Source organism: Glaciihabitans arcticus, assembly GCF_004310685.1.
Classification (GTDB): domain Bacteria; phylum Actinomycetota; class Actinomycetes; order Actinomycetales; family Microbacteriaceae; genus Conyzicola; species Conyzicola arctica.
Genome location: NZ_SISG01000001.1, coordinates 1,249,090 through 1,263,680, shown reverse-complemented (window position 1 = coordinate 1,263,680; position 14,591 = coordinate 1,249,090). Strand labels below are relative to the sequence as shown.

The following is a 14,591-nucleotide window of genomic DNA, read 5'->3' as shown; positions in this document are numbered from 1 at the left end:
CACTCATTGAACACTGCAGTGGCTGGGAATCAGGGACGCACGTCGGGGCGGTCGTCGTCGGTCATGATGCCGGCGTCGGAAAGCTGCTCGGCGAGGCCGGCCCCGTCGGGAGCGAAGACCCAGAGCGCGGCGTCATCGGTGCCCTCGTCGGCGGCACGGCTACGGCCACCCGCGAGCACCGCCTCACTCGTGGACAGCTGGCGGATCGCGATGGCCTTCACGTTGTCGGGGTGCGCGGCCGCGAACTCGGCGTAAATCTCCTCGTCGTGCTGACCGTCGTCGCCGACCAGCAGCCAGCGCATGGTCGGAAGCTCCTCGGCGATGCGCTCGAGGCTCGTCTGCTTGTGCTCCTTGCCGCTGCGGAACCAGCGATCGTGCGTCGGTCCCCAGTCGGTGAGCAGCAGCGCCCCCGCCGGGTACAGGTTGCGGTCGAGAAAACGGCGCAGGGTGGGCGCGACATTCCAGGCACCGGTCGACAGGTAGATGATCGGTGCTCCGGGATGTGCCCGCACGAGCCGTTCATACAGCACAGCCATGCCGGGCACGGGTCGGCGTGCGTGCTCGTCGAGCACAAAGGTGTTCCACGCGGCAAGCATCGGACGGGGGAGAGCCGTCACCATTACGGTGTCGTCGATATCAGAGATCAGGCCGAAGCCGATGGCCGGGTCGATGACGAAGATCGTGGCCGTGACGGGTTCGCTGTTGTCTTCCGCCGCGATGCTGATGCTCTGCCAGCCGGGTTCGAGGTCCACCTCGATGCGGGTGTCGACAACGCCGCCGCGGTCTGCGGTGACCTTGTGCTCGACACCACCCGCGGAGATCGTTACGACGACATCGTCGACGGGGATGCTGAAGAAGCTGCGCCAGCCGCGGACCTTGGCGACCCGCTGGCTCGCGACGTCGCCGCGGGTGAGCACCACACGGCAGAGCACGCGGATCCAGCCGGGTCCGCCGTAGCCCGAATACGGGATGATCGTGGTCTTGAGCCCGCGCTTGCGGCCACGCTTCTCGCGAAGCTCGTGGTACCAGTCCTCGATGCGCGCCGCGCGGTGCAGGATCGGGGCCGCGAGTTCGCCGTTTCGGGCGACAGGCGTCTTGCGGGTTCGGGCCATTGGTCAAGTCTGGCATGTCTCGATGGATCCCACGGGATCGGGGCACGGGCTGAGCCCACGAGAACCACACCCAGCCTTTTCATAGACTCGTCATGAGAGAATGGTGAAATTAGCCCACATTTTTTCGGTCGCGACAAGTTGCCAGCCCTGCCCCGTTGGCGTGTCGTAATGAGAAAGTCTCCCGCCCCCGCAATGGGGGCGCGTAGTATGACGGGCGAACCATTTCATAGGAGGCAGCCGTGTCGGCAGCAGCAGTAATCGATCCGCAGTCCCCGGGGTCGCTTCCCCTGCGCAACGAGCCCGTGCAGGCGCGTAGCACCGCGCGTCTCGCCGCCCTACTCGACGCCGCGGCGTCGGTGGTCGACGAGATCGGCTACGAGCGCCTGACGACGGCCATGGTCGCCGAGAAGGCCGGTGCGTCGATCGGCACGGTCTACCGGTACTTCCCCGATCGCATCGCCGTGCTCCAGGCTCTCGGCGCCCGCAACCTCGACCGTGTGCTGCGTCGCGTGCACGACGAACTGGTCGACGAGCGACACACCAACTGGCTCGACGCCCTGAGCTCATCCTTCGGCGTTCTCGTCGAGGCTTTCCGCAACGAGGCGGGCTTCCGCAGCCTGCGCGTCGGTGACGTCATCGACATTCGCCCGCGAGCGAGCGAGCGCACCTTCAACTCGGTCGTGGCCGACACCCTGCTCGACGGACTCGTCTCCCGGTTCGGCGTCGCCGACACCCCCGAGACCCGATTCGCGTTCGAGGTGGCGCTCGAGGTGTCCGACTCGCTCGCATCCCGAGCCTTCGTCTTCGACCACAGCGGTGACCAGGCCTTCCTCGACGCCGGACGCCAGTACGTATACGCGATCCTCTCCCAGCACTTCGGTGCGGTGGAGAACGTTTCCTAGCACGCGAAGGCCTCAACCCCCGCATCGGAGGCGGGGTTACTCGTTGATCTCTGAGTTTCCCTACAGTGCGACGAAGTATGACCAAGCGGGAATGACAGTTGCGGCGAATACTGTTTAGCTGAACGCCAAGGCAAGTGTCGATTCGTGATGCACACGAGGAATGAGCCAACCAATGATTGAATTCCGTGCGGTCTCCAAACGGTTCCCCGATGGAACCCTTGCGGTAGAGGAGTTCAATCTCGTTATACCGTCCCGCCAGACCACAGTGTTCGTCGGATCCTCCGGATGCGGCAAGACCACCCTCCTGCGCATGATCAACCGCATGGTCGATCCCACGTCGGGCACCATCGATATCGATGGCGAGAGCATCTCCACGATCGAGCCGGTGGCCCTGCGCCGCAGCATCGGTTATGTGATGCAGAACTCGGGGCTGCTTCCGCATCGCCGCGTGATCGACAACGTCGCGACGGTTCCGCTGCTCAAGGGCGTACCGAAGAAGGAAGCCCACGCGCACGCGCTCGAGCTGCTCGACACCGTCGGCCTCGACCGCTCGCTCGCGAACCGGTACCCGAGCCAGCTCTCCGGTGGCCAGCAGCAGCGGGTCGGCGTGGCGCGCGGGCTGGCCGTGAACCCGAACATCCTTCTGATGGATGAGCCGTTCGGCGCCGTCGACCCGATCGTGCGATCCGACCTCCAGCAGGAGCTGATCCGCCTCCAGCGCGACCTCGACAAGACCGTGGTCTTCGTGACCCACGACATCGACGAGGCGTTCCTGCTCGGCGACCAGGTCGTCATCCTCGAGAAGGGCGCGAAGATCGCGCAGGCCGGTTCGCCGAACGAGATCACCGCCAATCCGGCAAGCGACTTCGTCGCCTCCTTCATCGGTGTCGACAAGGGCAAGCGCGCGCTGAGCCTGTCGGGCGAGGGCGATTCACGAGTGCTCGTCGACAGCGACGGTCGCGCCGCGGGAGTGCTGGTGGATCGGGACAGCCGGTGAACTGGCTGCTCAACAATCTGCCTCTCGTAGGCACGCTGTCGTGGGAGCACATCGTGTTGAGCGTGCCGCCCGTGATCATCGGATTCGTCGTGGCGATCCCGCTCGGCTGGCTCGCCCACCGCTTCCGCCTGACACGGGGCATCCTGCTGACCATCGTCGGACTGCTGTACACGATCCCGTCACTTGCGCTGCTCGTCATCCTGCCGCCCATCATCGGCGTGAGTGTGCTGAGCGCCACCAACGTGATCATCGCTCTGTCGATCTACGCCGTAGCACTGATGGTGCGGTCGACCACCGACGCGCTCGATTCGGTCGACGCGGACATCATCCAGTCGGCGACCGCCGTCGGCTACTCGCCCTGGCGCCGCTTCTGGCTCGTGGAGTTCCCGATCGCCGGACCCGTGCTGCTCGCCGGCCTCCGGGTCGTCGCGGTGAGCACTGTCAGCCTCGTCACGATCGGTGCCTTCGTCGGTGTGCGCAGCCTCGGCTACCTCTTCATCAACGGATTGCAGCGATCGATCCCGCTCGAGATCGTCTCGGGCATCGTGATGACCGTCGTCATCGCCCTCGTCTTCGACCGCCTGCTCGTGCTGCTGGGCCGGGTGCTGATGCCCTGGACCCGAACCGTCAAGGTGACCAAGCGCCAGCAGCGCGCCGTGTTCACAGCGGAGGCGACGGCATGAATCTCTTCCTCGAAGCGTTCCAGTGGATCTTCACGCCTGTGTGGACCATCGTCACGACCGAGCGCACGAACGACATCCTGCTCCGTCTCGGCGAGCACCTCGGCTACACCTTCGCGTCGCTGATCGCCGCGACCATCATCGCCGTGCCGATCGGTTACGCGATCGGTCACACCGGCAAGGGACGCGAGATCGCCGTCGCCTTGTCCGGAGCGGCCCGCGCGCTGCCGTCCCTCGGCCTGCTCACGATTCTCGCCCTGACATTCGGCATCGCCCGCGCGCCGATTGCTGCGGTCGTTGTGTTCCTCGTACTCGGTGTGCCGTCTATTCTCGCGGGAGCCTACGCGGGCCTCGAGGCAATTGATCGGCGTACCATCGACGCGGCACGTGCCGTCGGCATGACCGAGTGGCAGATTTTGACCCGGGTCGAGATCCCACTCGGCCTTCCGCTCCTGCTCGGCGGGGTGCGCAATGCCGCCCTGCAGATCGTCGCCACGACCACCCTCGCCGCGTATATCGGACTGGGCGGTCTCGGGGTCTACATCTTCGAGGGCCTGCCCATCCGCAACTTCACCGAGATGCTCGGTGGCGCGATACTCATCGCCCTGCTCGCCGTCGCGCTCGACGGAGTCTTCGCGCTGTTGCAGAGTTTCGCCGTGCCGCGCGGGGTCACCGCCGGGCGAGTCAAGATCGTCCGCACGAGTTCATCCCGAACTCGTGCGGTGGCGGGAACATCCGCCGTACCAGGAAGAGGATAAGAATGTTCACAGCACTGAAAAAGGGCCGACTCGCTATTGGCGCAGTCGCGGTCGGGGCGTCACTGGCCCTGGCAGGGTGTGCTTCGGGTGACCCACTCGCCACGGGTGGAGGTGACGACGACGCTGCCAAGGGCACCATCGTCGTCGGATCGCAGGCGTACTATTCGAACGAGATCATCGCCGAGATCTACTCGCAGGCCCTCGAGAACGACGGCTTCACCGTCACCCGCCAGTTCCAGATCGGACAGCGCGACGCCTACCTCCCCGAACTCGAAAGCGGAGCAGTCGACCTGATCCCCGAGTACACGGGCAACCTCCTTCAGTTCTACGCGCCCGACACCAAGGCCACCACCGAGGACGACGTCTACGCCGAGCTCGGCGGAGCCCTGCCCGCGAGCCTCACGGTTCTCGAGCAGTCGCCCGCGACCGACCAGGACTCCTACAACGTCACCAAAGCCTTCGCCGAGGAGAACGACGTCAGCTCGATCGCCGACCTCGCCGGCATCGACGGCATCATCCTGGGCGGTAACGCCGAGCTCGAGACCCGCCCCTACGGCGTCAAGGGCCTCAAGGACACCTACGACGTCGACGTGACCTTCAAGGCCATCGGCGACAGCGGCGGACCCCTCACGGTCCAGGCCCTCAAGGACGGCGTCATCACCGTCGGAAACATCTACAGCGGTGACCCGAACATCGCCGCGAACGACCTCGTCACCCTCGAGGACCCCGAGGGACTCTTCCTCGCCTCGAACGTCGTTCCGCTCGTCAACAAGGACGTCGCCGAGGACGTCGCCGATGTCATCAACGCCGTCGACGCGAAGCTCGACGCTGCCGGACTCTCTGCGCTCAACGCGCTCAGCGTCAACGAGCAGCAGTCGTCCGAGCAGATCGCGACCGACTGGCTGACCGAGAACGGCTTCCTCAAGTAGGCAGCAGCAGAACACGGGAGGGGCGGATGTATCATCCGCCCCTCTTTCTGTTTCCCGGGCGGATTTTCTGGGTTTGCGCGGTGGATGATCATCAACCCCTCGCGCGGCATGGGAGGATGAATCACATGTCCCGACAGTCGCGCCTCCGTATCGGCGCCGGTGCTCTTGCGCTGCTGGCGGCGCTCGCCCTATCCGGCTGCGGTAGCGATGAGAATGCGGCCCCCGCAGGCAAGGTCGTCTCGATCACCATCGGGTCGCAGGGCGCCATCGAGAATGAGATCCTCGCGCAGGTCTACGGCCAGGCGCTCGAGGCCGAGGGGTATGCCGTCTCCTACAACGAAGGTGTCGGCAACCGCAAGGCATACATCGCCGGACTGCAGACCGGCATCGTCGACCTCGTGCCGGAATACTCGAGCTCGCTGCTCGGCTTCTTCGACTCTCGATCGGGGCTCACCACCGTCGAGGCGATGGAGACCGCCATGCCGGCATTCCTCAAGCCCCTCGACCTGCGCGTTCTCTCGCCCTCGCCCGCACAGGTCTCCTATGCCTTTGTGGTGCGCAAGGACTTCGCCCGCGAGCACAACCTCGTCAACATAGGTGACCTCGCCGATGTCGCCGCGGGCATCACGTTCGGTGGTGCCCCGGACTTCCCCGATCGCAGCTACGGCGTCTCGGGACTCTCCCGCATCTATGGCGTCAACGACTGGAAGTTCCTGTCCTACAAGTCGACGAGCGATGCCGACCGCGAACTCATCGACGGGCTGCTCGCCGATGACATCCAGGTGGCCGCGATCCACACTTCGGCGCCCGCCATTCTCGACGCCGGGCTCGTGGTGCTCGGGGATCCGCAATCGATGATTGCGGCGCAGAACGTCATCCCGATTGTCAACAAGGCCTCGTACACCAAACGCTTGAAGGCGATTGTGGATGGCGTTTCACTCGGACTCACCACCCAGGACCTGCGGGGGTTCAACAAGCTCCTCGCCGACGAGGACCACGCCTCCGCCGAGGTTCTCGCCCACAATTGGCTGAAGACCAAGGGCTACCTCGACTGACATCCCGCTCAGCCCGGGGTGTTGGCGTCTCCGTCTCCCGGGTGCACCATGTGGCGCTCCTCGGACCTGGCAATGAGCTTCTTCACCACGAAGACGAGCAGTGCGAACGCGGCGATTATGCCGACGAAGATGTAGCCCGCACCGTGCAGCTGGTCGGAAAGCTCCCGGTAGCTGCCCGCGGCGAGAGATCCGACCGAGACGTAGGCGAACGCCCAGAGCACACACGCGGGTATCGTCCAGGCCATGAACTTGCTGTACTTCATCGTGCTCATGCCAACCGTGAGCGGCACGAGTGAGTGCAGCACCGGCAGGAAGCGCGAGATGAAGACGGCCGGCCCGCCCCGGCGATCCAGATAGTTCTCGGCACGCTGCCAGGATCGTTCGCCCAGGCGTCGCCCGAGGCGGGAGTGGCGGATCCTCGGCCCGAAGAACCGGCCGAGGGCAAAACCAATGCTCTCGCCGCTCAGGGCACCGATCACCACGGTGACCACGAGGGCGAAGTACTCGACGGGTCCTTCGACGGCCGTGCTCGCCACGATGACGATCGAGTCACCCGGAACCACAAGGCCGACGAGGATGCTTGTCTCGAGCAGGATGCCGACACCGGCGAGCACGGTGCGCAGCACGGGATCGACTGACTCCACGAGGGCCAGGATCCAACCGAGGATGTCGTCCACGCTGTCGAGAGTATCGGTCGCGCCTGCGAGTTCGCGTCGTCCGCTCGGCGTGCGCCGGATCAGTCGATCGGATGAGCTCAGTCGATCGGATGAGCTCAGTCGATCGGATGAGCGAGTGCGCCGAGGCGCGTGCGCCACAGTGCGAGCCTGCCGGGTAGCGCGGCGAGTTCAGGGCCGTCGACCCAGCCCGTCGCAATGCGGATGCCGTGCAGCGAGCTCAGCACCCACAGCTCGGTGCCGTCGAGCTCAGACGGCGTGACCGATTCGTGGTGCAGCTCGACGCCGATGGCGGCCGCGAGGCCGAGCAGGGCGCGGGCGGTCACGCTGTGCACGCGCTCCAGGTCGGTGGACGGGGCGCAGAGGAAAGAGCCACGCCACCAGACGAGCGCGGAGTAGGCTCCCTCGACGACGTAGCCGTCGGGGGAGAGGATGACGGCCTCGTCGCCACCTCTCTCCTGCGCCTCGGTGCGCAGCCGCAGCATCGCGTCGAGGTCGGGACCCTTGATCGTGGGGTTGGTGCGCGGATCCGCGCCGGTATGGGTTGCGAGTACGGCGGTGAGGCCGCGCTGCGGGGCGCTGCGCAGCCGGAACACGAGCAGCGCCGCTCCGCTTCGCGATTGCAGCTCGACGCGCGGGAACCAGTCGCCCGCGCGCGGGATCATCGCGATCACGGCATCCCAGAATCCCTCGAGGTCGAGGGCGTCGTGCCGCTCGTCGGCGATCGAGTCGAGAAAGCGGGACCGGTGCAGCTCGAGCGCGAGGGTGCGCCCGTCGCTCACGAGCCAGGAGTCGGCGACCTCGATCAGCGTCTCGGTCATGTCGCAGTAGTCGAGGTACTCGAGCACGCCGTCGTGCCAGCGGTAGGTCGACGCCGTCGGCGCATCGGGAGTGCTCATAGTCTTAGGGTATGCAACCCGGGGTCCTCACGTGCGCGGTCGCGGACTGGGTCGACCCGGCGGCGGCCTTTGCCACCCTCTTCGGCGAGTCGCGCGCCGCGTTCTGGCTGGACAGCGCGGACACGGGGCGCAGCTTTATGGGCACGGGTGCGCCGCGCATCGCCGGCGGGAGCGCAGAGGGCGACGGAGCCGCGCTGCTCGGCGACATCACCGCCGATCTCGCCGCCCGTCGAACGCAGCAGGCGTCCGGCCCGCTCGGCTGGGTCGGCTGGCTGGGCTACGAGCTGCGCGCTGCCACGATGGGGGTCTCGACCCCGCGGGTGTCCCGCTACCCCGACGCCGCATTCCTCGCCGTCGACCGGGCCGTGGCCTTCGACCACGAGACGCGGGTGGTCAGTATCCTCGCGCTCGGGGATGACTGGAGCGGCGAACTCGGCGCCTGGCGGGACGCGGCGATCGCCGCGCTGCAGGGGGCGACGGTGGCGGGCGCGGGGCATCCCGAACCGGCCGACGCTGCCGAAGTGGCCTGGGCCTACGCCGACGACGAGTACCTCGACCTGATCCGGGCCTGCCAGGCGTCGATCGTCGCGGGCGACGCCTACCAGCTCTGCCTGACGACCGAGGCGAGTGTGGATGTCACGCCCGACCCGCTGACCGCCTACCTCGCCCTGCGCGCCTCGAGTCCGAGCCACCACGGCGCGTTCCTGAGGCTCGGTGACGTCTCGCTGCTCAGCGCAACGCCGGAACAATTCCTGACCGTGACGCCGCTCGGCGTGGTCGAGTCGAAGCCCATCAAGGGAACACGGCCCCGTGGGGCCAGTCCCGCACAGGATGCAGCGCTCAAGGCCGAGCTGCTCGCGAGCGACAAGGAGCGCGCCGAGAACCTCATGATCGTCGACCTGATGCGCAACGACATCGCGCGAGTTGCCGAGGTCGGATCGGTGAGTGTGCCGAGCCTGCTCGCCGTGGAGAGCTACGCGCACGTGCATCAGCTGGTGAGCACCGTGCGCGGGCAGCTGCGCGAGGAACTGAGCGGCATGGATGCGGTGCTCGCGTGCTTCCCGGCGGGTTCGATGACGGGCGCTCCCAAGCGCAGCGCGACCCTGCTGCTCGACGCGCTCGAGGGTCGGCCGCGCGGCATCTATTCGGGGGCCTTCGGGCGGTTCGGGCTGGACGGGTCGATCGACCTGGCCATGGTGATCCGGTCGATCGTGCTCGACCCCGAAGGTGCGACGGTCGGCACGGGCGGCGGCATCACGGCGCTCTCGGTGCCCGAGGAGGAGCTCGCCGAGGCGAAGCTCAAGGCCGCGGCGCTGCTTCGGGTTCTAGGAATCGAGCAGGTCGGCTAGCTCGTCGAGCTCGATGTCCCAGCCGCTGCGATTGTCTTCGAGACGGCGGCGGCGGTGGGCGGTTCCGCCCGCGATCTTCTCGAAGCCGGACTCGACCACGGTGAGCACCGTCGCGTCGCCGTCGGCCTCGAGCGTGAAGCGCGCGGTCGTCGAGTCGTCATCCTTCAGCTCGAGAGACGGCTCGCCGGCCCAGCGCCAGGCGGCGACCGACTTCGGTTCGAGCTCCTCGAAGACGACGGCGAACTCGCCGTGGCCCTCCCACGCGAAGACTCCCGTCGAGCCGACCGCGATGGTGCCCTCGAAGGTCGCCGAGTCGCTGAACCACTGGCCGAGCAGCTCGGCCTCGGTGAGAGCCGCCCAGACGCGGTCGAGGGGAGCCTCGAGGCGGATCGTGCGGTGGATGGTGTGGCCCTTGATGACGGCGCGGTCAGACATGGTTACTCCTGCTGTGGGATGGACTCCGAGGGTGACACGTTTGCCGGGGTGCGTGCAACACGCACCGGGCCGTCATGAGCCGAAACATGCCGGTAACCTTGTCTGGGGCCGCGCAGGCGAACGCACGCCACCGCCCCGACCCCCGCAGACGAATCGAGAGTCTTCCATGCAGCACGAGAACCACAACGACGACGGCCCCGAGTACGACATCGACGCCCTCCAGGCGAAGTGGCTGCCGATCTGGGACGAGCTGAAGCCGTTCCGGTCGGGGGATCCGGACGACAAGCGTCCGCGCAAATACATCCTCGACATGTTCTCCTACCCCTCCGGCGACCTGCACATGGGCCATGGTGAGGCCTACGCCCTCGCCGACGTCGTTGCGCGCTACTGGCGCCAGCAGGGTTTCAATGTCATGCACCCGGTGGGCTGGGACTCCTTCGGCCTCCCCGCCGAGAACGCGGCCATCAAGCGCGGCGTGAACCCGCGCGACTGGACCTACGGCAACATCGCCGAGCAGAAGGCGTCGATGCGCCGCTACGCGACCTCCGTCGACTGGGACCGCGAACTCGCGACCAGCGACCCCGAGTACTACAAGTGGAACCAGTGGCTGTTCCTCAAGCTGTACGAGAAGGGTCTCGCCTACCGCAAGGAGAGCTGGGTCAACTGGGACCCGATCGACCAGACCGTGCTGGCCAACGAGCAGGTGCTTCCGGATGGCACCTCCGACCGTTCGGGTGCCGTCGTCGTCAAGAAGAAGCTCACCCAGTGGTACTTCAAGATCACCGACTACGCCGACCGCCTGCTCGACGACCTCAACCAGCTCGAGGGCACCTGGCCGGCCAAGGTGCTGACCATGCAGCGCAACTGGATTGGGCGCTCCATCGGCGCCGACGTCGACTTCCAGATTGAAGGTCGGGATGAGAAGATCACCGTCTTCACGACCCGTCCCGACACCCTCTACGGCGTGACGTTTATGGTCGTGGCGCCGGACTCCGAGCTCGCGGCCGAGCTTGCGGCAGGATCCACGCCGGAGGTGCAGGCCAACTTCGCCGAGTACCTCGCGCAGGCACAGAAGAACACGGAGATCGAGCGACAGGACGCGACCCGCGAGAAGACGGGCATCCCGCTGCGTCGTTTTGCGATCAACCCCGTGACCAAGGAGCGCATCCCGATCTGGACGGCGGACTACGTTCTCGCCGACTACGGTCACGGAGCGGTCATGGCCGTGCCCGCACACGACCAGCGCGACCTCGACTTCGCTCGTAAGTTCGAACTGCCCGTCGTCGTCGTGGTCGACACGAACGCGCCGGTGACGGCCGCGATCCCCGTGCTCGAACTCGACGAGAACGGCCAGGCGATCCTGCCCGACGACCTGCCCTCGCTCGACCCGGGAACCACCGGCGAGGCGCTGCACGGCGACGGCCGCATGATTAACTCCGGCCCGCTCGACGGGCTCAGCAAGAACAACGCCATCAAGCGCATCATCGAGCAGCTCGAGGCCGAGGGCGTCGGACGCGCCGCCAAGACCTACCGACTGCGCGACTGGCTGATCAGCCGCCAGCGCTTCTGGGGCACCCCGATCCCGATGATCCACGGAGCGGACGGCGAGCTCGTGCCCGTGCCCGAGGACCAGCTGCCCGTTGTGCTGCCGCCGACCGAAGGGCTCGACCTGCAGCCCAAGGGCCAGTCGCCGCTCGCGGCCGCCACGGACTGGGTCAACGTGCCCGACCCGCGCGATGGCAGCGCCGCCCTGCGCGACGCCGACACGATGGACACCTTCGTCGACAGCTCGTGGTACTTCCTGCGCTTCCTGAACCCGCAGGACTCCACCCAGGCCTTTGATCCGAGGCTCGCCGAGAAGTGGGCGCCGGTCGACCAGTATGTCGGGGGCGTCGAGCACGCCATCCTGCACCTGCTGTATGCGCGCTTCATCACCAAGGTGCTGTTCGACATGGGCCACGTCTCGTTCACCGAGCCGTTCAGCGCGCTGCTCAACCAGGGCATGGTGCTCTCCGGCGGCTCGAAGATGTCGAAGAGCAAGGGCGGGGTGAACCTCGGTGACGTGATCGACGAGTTCGGCGTCGACGCCATTCGCCTGACGATGGTGTTCGCCGGCCCGCCCGAGGACGACATCAACTGGGAGGATGTCTCGCCCGCGGGCTCCGCCAAGTTCCTGGCTCGCGCGTGGCGCCTCTCCGGCGATGTGACGTCGCACAAGGACGTCGAGTGGAAGACCGGCGATGCGGCCCTGCGCAAGCAGACCCACCGCTTCCTGCAGGACGCCCCCGGCCTCGTCGAGTCGTTCAAGTTCAACGTCGTCGTCGCGCGCCTGATGGAGCTCACCAACGCGACGCGCAAGGTCATCGACACGGGCGCGGGTGGCGGCGACGCCGCCGTGCGCGAGGCCACAGAGGCCATCACGATCGGGCTCTCGCTGTTTGCTCCGTACACGGCCGAGGAGATGTGGGAGCGTCTCGGCTACGAGCCGTCCGTCGCCTACGCCGGCTGGCGCAAGGCCGACCCGAACCTGCTCGTCGAGGACTCCGTCACCGCCGTTCTGCAGGTCGACGGCAAGGTGCGCGGCCGCGTCGAGGTGTCGCCGAAGATCAGCGGTGAGGACCTCGAGAAGCTCGCGCGCTCATCGGAGGCCGTCATCCGCTCGATCGGCGACCGGGAGGTCGTGAACGTGATCGTGCGCGCCCCTCGCGTCGTCAACATCGCGACCCGCGAGAAGTAGGCCGACCGCATCGTCCGTCACGGAGCGAGATGGGCGGAAAGTGTCCTGACCGTGTCGGCGAGTTCAATCGGTTCGATGACTACCACAGGAGCGGTCAACGCAAGGCGGGCAACCGTCATCGCGAGCCGGCCGGGGTCCTCGCTTCGGATCCGGATGACGCAGTGATCCCCGCCCACTTCGATCGGTGTGTGGTCGATCCATCGCAGCACACCCTCGAGTTCGGCGAATGTGGTGTGGATGGAGAGCGTCGCATCGTGGTGACGCGTCGTTGATCCGAGCGCGCTCGCGACATAGCTCGCCGCATTGTCGCCCGGGATCTCGCGGGGACTGAACGTGCTGCCCACCGGCCGGGTATTCCGCAGTCTGTCGAGACGAAACGTCCGCCACTCACGGCGATGGTCATCCCACGCCAGGAGGTACCAGCGGTGGCCAGCCGCGACGAGTCGGTGCGGCTCGACCTTCCGGCCGCTGCTTTCCCCATCGCCTCGCCGATAGTCGAAGCGCACGTGCTCCTGATCGCGACAGGCCGCGGCGAGCACACTCAGCGCCTCGGGGTCGATGACGTCGCCGTCGTCCGACCAACCCAGGAAGGAGACGTTCGAGCGAAATGCCGAGACTCGTCGACGCAGACGATGGGGCAGTAGTGTCTCGATTTTCATCAACGCGCGAAGCGACGTTTCTTCCATACTTTCGATGGCGGCCGCAGCGGCGTAGCGAAGCCCGACGGCCACGGCGACGGCCTCGTCATCGTCGAGGATCAGGGGTGGTAGGTGTGCCCCTGCCGAGAGTCGGTAGCCCCCGTAGCGTCCGGACGTTGAATCGACCGGATAGCCAATGTGGCGGAGGCGATCGATGTCGCGGCGTACCGTCCGCTCCGTGGTCTCGAGCCGCGCCGCGAGTTCTGAACTGTGCCAGAAGCGCTGAGTCTTGAGGAGGGAGAGCAGCTGCAGTGCTCGGCCGGTCGGATCGTTCCTCATAGTGCGAGTCTGTCAATCATTGAGGACCCCATGTGTCCTCAATGCTTCCTATCTTCGTCAATGACCGGTCCCGCCGATCGGCAAACGAACCCAAGGAGCATCCGTGAGCACATTCGATTTCCCCCAACCAGTCCGTATACCTGTAAATGGTGTGTACCTCGAAGTCTTCGAAGCGGGCGTAGAGAACTCCGGCAAGCCCATCGTGCTGTGTCACGGATGGCCGGAACTCGCCTACTCGTGGCGTCATCAGGTGCCCGCCCTTGTCGCGGCGGGTTACCACGTCATCGTCCCCAACCAGCGAGGCTTTGGCAACTCCTCTCGACCCAGCGAGGTCACGGACTTCGACATCGAGCACCTGGCGGGTGATCTCGTGGCACTCCTCGATCACTTCGGATACGACGCCGCCACTTTCGTCGGGCACGACTGGGGCGCGATGGTCGTATGGGGACTTGCCCTGTTGCACCCCCACCGCGTCACCAGGGTGATCAACCTGAGCCTGCCGTACGTCGAGCGAGGAGAGACGGCCCCGATCGAGCTGATGGAGAGCTATCTCGGAAGTGACTACTACTTCGTCCACTTCAATCGGCAGCCCGGCGTCGCGGACGCTGTGTTGGACCAGAACACATCCCGGTTCCTTCGCAACCTGTACCGGAAGAACGAGCCGGCCGGCGTCTCCCAGCCGGGCATGTCGATGATCGATCTGGCTATAGCGGAGATCCCACTCGGTGAGCCGATCATGAGCGACAGTGACCTGGCCGTCTTCGTCTCGTCTTTTGAGGCCTCGGGCTTCACCGGCGGAATCAACTGGTACCGGAACGTGGACCGCAACTGGCGCCTGCTGGCGAGCGCCGATCCCATCATCCGCCAGCCTGCGCTGATGATCTATGGAGATCGGGATTCGATTCCGAAGTCGGAGAATCTCGCCCACTTCGTGCCTGACGTGGACGTTGTCAGCCTGGACTGCGGCCACTGGATACAGGAGGAGCTGCCCGATGACGTGAACCGAGTGATCGTGAGCTGGCTGGAGCAGCACGACGCCCTATAGGCCTCGAGTCGTCAACATCGTGACGCGCGAGAAGTAGTCCAC

The 14,591-nt window shown here is 66.3% G+C and carries 14 protein-coding genes; 9 read left to right on the top strand and 5 right to left on the bottom strand.

Annotated features, from left to right (window positions below; genetic code table 11):
- Positions 1–29: 29 nt before the first annotated feature.
- Entirely contained in the window at positions 30–1,112 is a 1,083-nt protein-coding gene (locus EYE40_RS06055; protein WP_130981108.1) for an App1 family protein, read from the bottom strand.
- A gap of 239 nt (positions 1,113–1,351) precedes the next feature.
- Here EYE40_RS06055 and EYE40_RS06050 point away from each other — a divergent pair, with 239 nt between their 5' ends.
- The 6 genes from EYE40_RS06050 to EYE40_RS06025 all read left to right on the top strand — a co-directional run bounded on the left by EYE40_RS06050 (position 1,352) and on the right by EYE40_RS06025 (position 6,433).
- On the top strand, positions 1,352–2,014 hold the full coding sequence (locus EYE40_RS06050; protein ID WP_130981107.1) for a TetR/AcrR family transcriptional regulator: 663 nt from the start codon (positions 1,352–1,354) through the stop codon (positions 2,012–2,014).
- Between the two features lie 172 nt (positions 2,015–2,186).
- On the top strand, positions 2,187–3,011 hold the full coding sequence (locus EYE40_RS06045; RefSeq protein ID WP_130981106.1) for an ABC transporter ATP-binding protein: 825 nt from the start codon (positions 2,187–2,189) through the stop codon (positions 3,009–3,011).
- Entirely contained in the window at positions 3,008–3,694 is a 687-nt protein-coding gene (locus EYE40_RS06040) for an ABC transporter permease (protein WP_130981105.1), read from the top strand. The genes EYE40_RS06045 and EYE40_RS06040 overlap by 4 nt, the downstream gene beginning before the upstream one ends.
- Positions 3,691–4,449, top strand: a complete 759-nt coding sequence (locus tag EYE40_RS06035) for an ABC transporter permease (RefSeq protein WP_130981104.1) — start codon at positions 3,691–3,693, stop codon at positions 4,447–4,449. Before EYE40_RS06040 ends, EYE40_RS06035 begins: the two co-directional genes overlap by 4 nt.
- Positions 4,450–4,451: 2 nt before the next feature.
- Positions 4,452–5,378 (top strand): ABC transporter substrate-binding protein, encoded by a 927-nt coding sequence (locus tag EYE40_RS06030; protein ID WP_130981103.1) that lies wholly within the window; start codon positions 4,452–4,454, stop codon positions 5,376–5,378.
- Positions 5,379–5,503: 125 nt separating this feature from the next.
- Positions 5,504–6,433, top strand: a complete 930-nt coding sequence (locus tag EYE40_RS06025) for an ABC transporter substrate-binding protein (RefSeq protein WP_161972353.1) — start codon at positions 5,504–5,506, stop codon at positions 6,431–6,433.
- An 8-nt stretch (positions 6,434–6,441) separates the two neighbouring features.
- Here the strand turns inward: EYE40_RS06025 and EYE40_RS06020 are convergent, their stop codons facing one another.
- Entirely contained in the window at positions 6,442–7,110 is a 669-nt protein-coding gene (locus tag EYE40_RS06020) for a DedA family protein (protein ID WP_130981101.1), read from the bottom strand.
- Positions 7,111–7,205: 95 nt separating this feature from the next.
- Entirely contained in the window at positions 7,206–8,006 is an 801-nt protein-coding gene (locus tag EYE40_RS06015) for an aminotransferase class IV (protein ID WP_130981100.1), read from the bottom strand.
- Positions 8,007–8,017: 11 nt separating this feature from the next.
- On the opposite strand from EYE40_RS06015, the gene EYE40_RS06010 reads away from it, so the two are divergent.
- Positions 8,018–9,355 carry an anthranilate synthase component I family protein gene (locus tag EYE40_RS06010; RefSeq protein WP_130981099.1) on the top strand — a complete coding sequence of 446 codons (1,338 nt, stop codon included), beginning with the start codon at positions 8,018–8,020 and terminating at the stop codon, positions 9,353–9,355.
- On the opposite strand, the gene EYE40_RS06005 is transcribed toward EYE40_RS06010, so the two are convergent.
- Positions 9,332–9,790, bottom strand: coding sequence for an SRPBCC domain-containing protein (locus EYE40_RS06005; RefSeq protein ID WP_130981098.1), 459 nt, complete (start codon positions 9,788–9,790; stop codon positions 9,332–9,334). The two genes, EYE40_RS06010 and EYE40_RS06005, sit on opposite strands and share 24 nt — an antisense overlap.
- A 166-nt stretch (positions 9,791–9,956) precedes the next feature.
- Between EYE40_RS06005 and leuS the strand changes: the two genes are divergently transcribed.
- Entirely contained in the window at positions 9,957–12,527 is a 2,571-nt protein-coding gene (gene leuS, locus EYE40_RS06000; RefSeq protein ID WP_130981097.1) for a leucine--tRNA ligase, read from the top strand.
- 17 nt (positions 12,528–12,544) lie between these two features.
- On the opposite strand, the gene EYE40_RS05995 is transcribed toward leuS, so the two are convergent.
- Positions 12,545–13,504 (bottom strand): helix-turn-helix transcriptional regulator, encoded by a 960-nt coding sequence (locus tag EYE40_RS05995; protein WP_130981096.1) that lies wholly within the window; start codon positions 13,502–13,504, stop codon positions 12,545–12,547.
- A 103-nt stretch (positions 13,505–13,607) separates the two neighbouring features.
- Here EYE40_RS05995 and EYE40_RS05990 point away from each other — a divergent pair, with 103 nt between their 5' ends.
- The gene (locus tag EYE40_RS05990; protein ID WP_130981095.1) at positions 13,608–14,549 is read left to right on the top strand and encodes an alpha/beta fold hydrolase; all 942 of its coding nucleotides are present in this window, start codon (positions 13,608–13,610) and stop codon (positions 14,547–14,549) included.
- The last annotated feature ends 42 nt before the right edge of the window (positions 14,550–14,591 follow it).

Bases quoted from the DNA above. Each gene is read 5' to 3' on its own strand.
- EYE40_RS06015 (WP_130981100.1), bottom strand. From the start codon at position 8,006: ATGAGCACTCCCGATGCGCCGACGGCGTCGACCTACCGCTGGCACGAC.
- EYE40_RS06055 (WP_130981108.1), bottom strand. From the start codon at position 1,112: ATGGCCCGAACCCGCAAGACGCCTGTCGCCCGAAACGGCGAACTCGCG.
- EYE40_RS06010 (WP_130981099.1), top strand. From the start codon at position 8,018: ATGCAACCCGGGGTCCTCACGTGCGCGGTCGCGGACTGGGTCGACCCG.
- EYE40_RS06005 (WP_130981098.1), bottom strand. From the start codon at position 9,790: ATGTCTGACCGCGCCGTCATCAAGGGCCACACCATCCACCGCACGATC.
- EYE40_RS06035 (WP_130981104.1), top strand. From the start codon at position 3,691: ATGAATCTCTTCCTCGAAGCGTTCCAGTGGATCTTCACGCCTGTGTGG.
- EYE40_RS06030 (WP_130981103.1), top strand. From the start codon at position 4,452: ATGTTCACAGCACTGAAAAAGGGCCGACTCGCTATTGGCGCAGTCGCG.
- leuS (WP_130981097.1), top strand. From the start codon at position 9,957: ATGCAGCACGAGAACCACAACGACGACGGCCCCGAGTACGACATCGAC.
- EYE40_RS05995 (WP_130981096.1), bottom strand. From the start codon at position 13,504: ATGAGGAACGATCCGACCGGCCGAGCACTGCAGCTGCTCTCCCTCCTC.
- EYE40_RS06045 (WP_130981106.1), top strand. From the start codon at position 2,187: ATGATTGAATTCCGTGCGGTCTCCAAACGGTTCCCCGATGGAACCCTT.
- EYE40_RS06025 (WP_161972353.1), top strand. From the start codon at position 5,504: ATGTCCCGACAGTCGCGCCTCCGTATCGGCGCCGGTGCTCTTGCGCTG.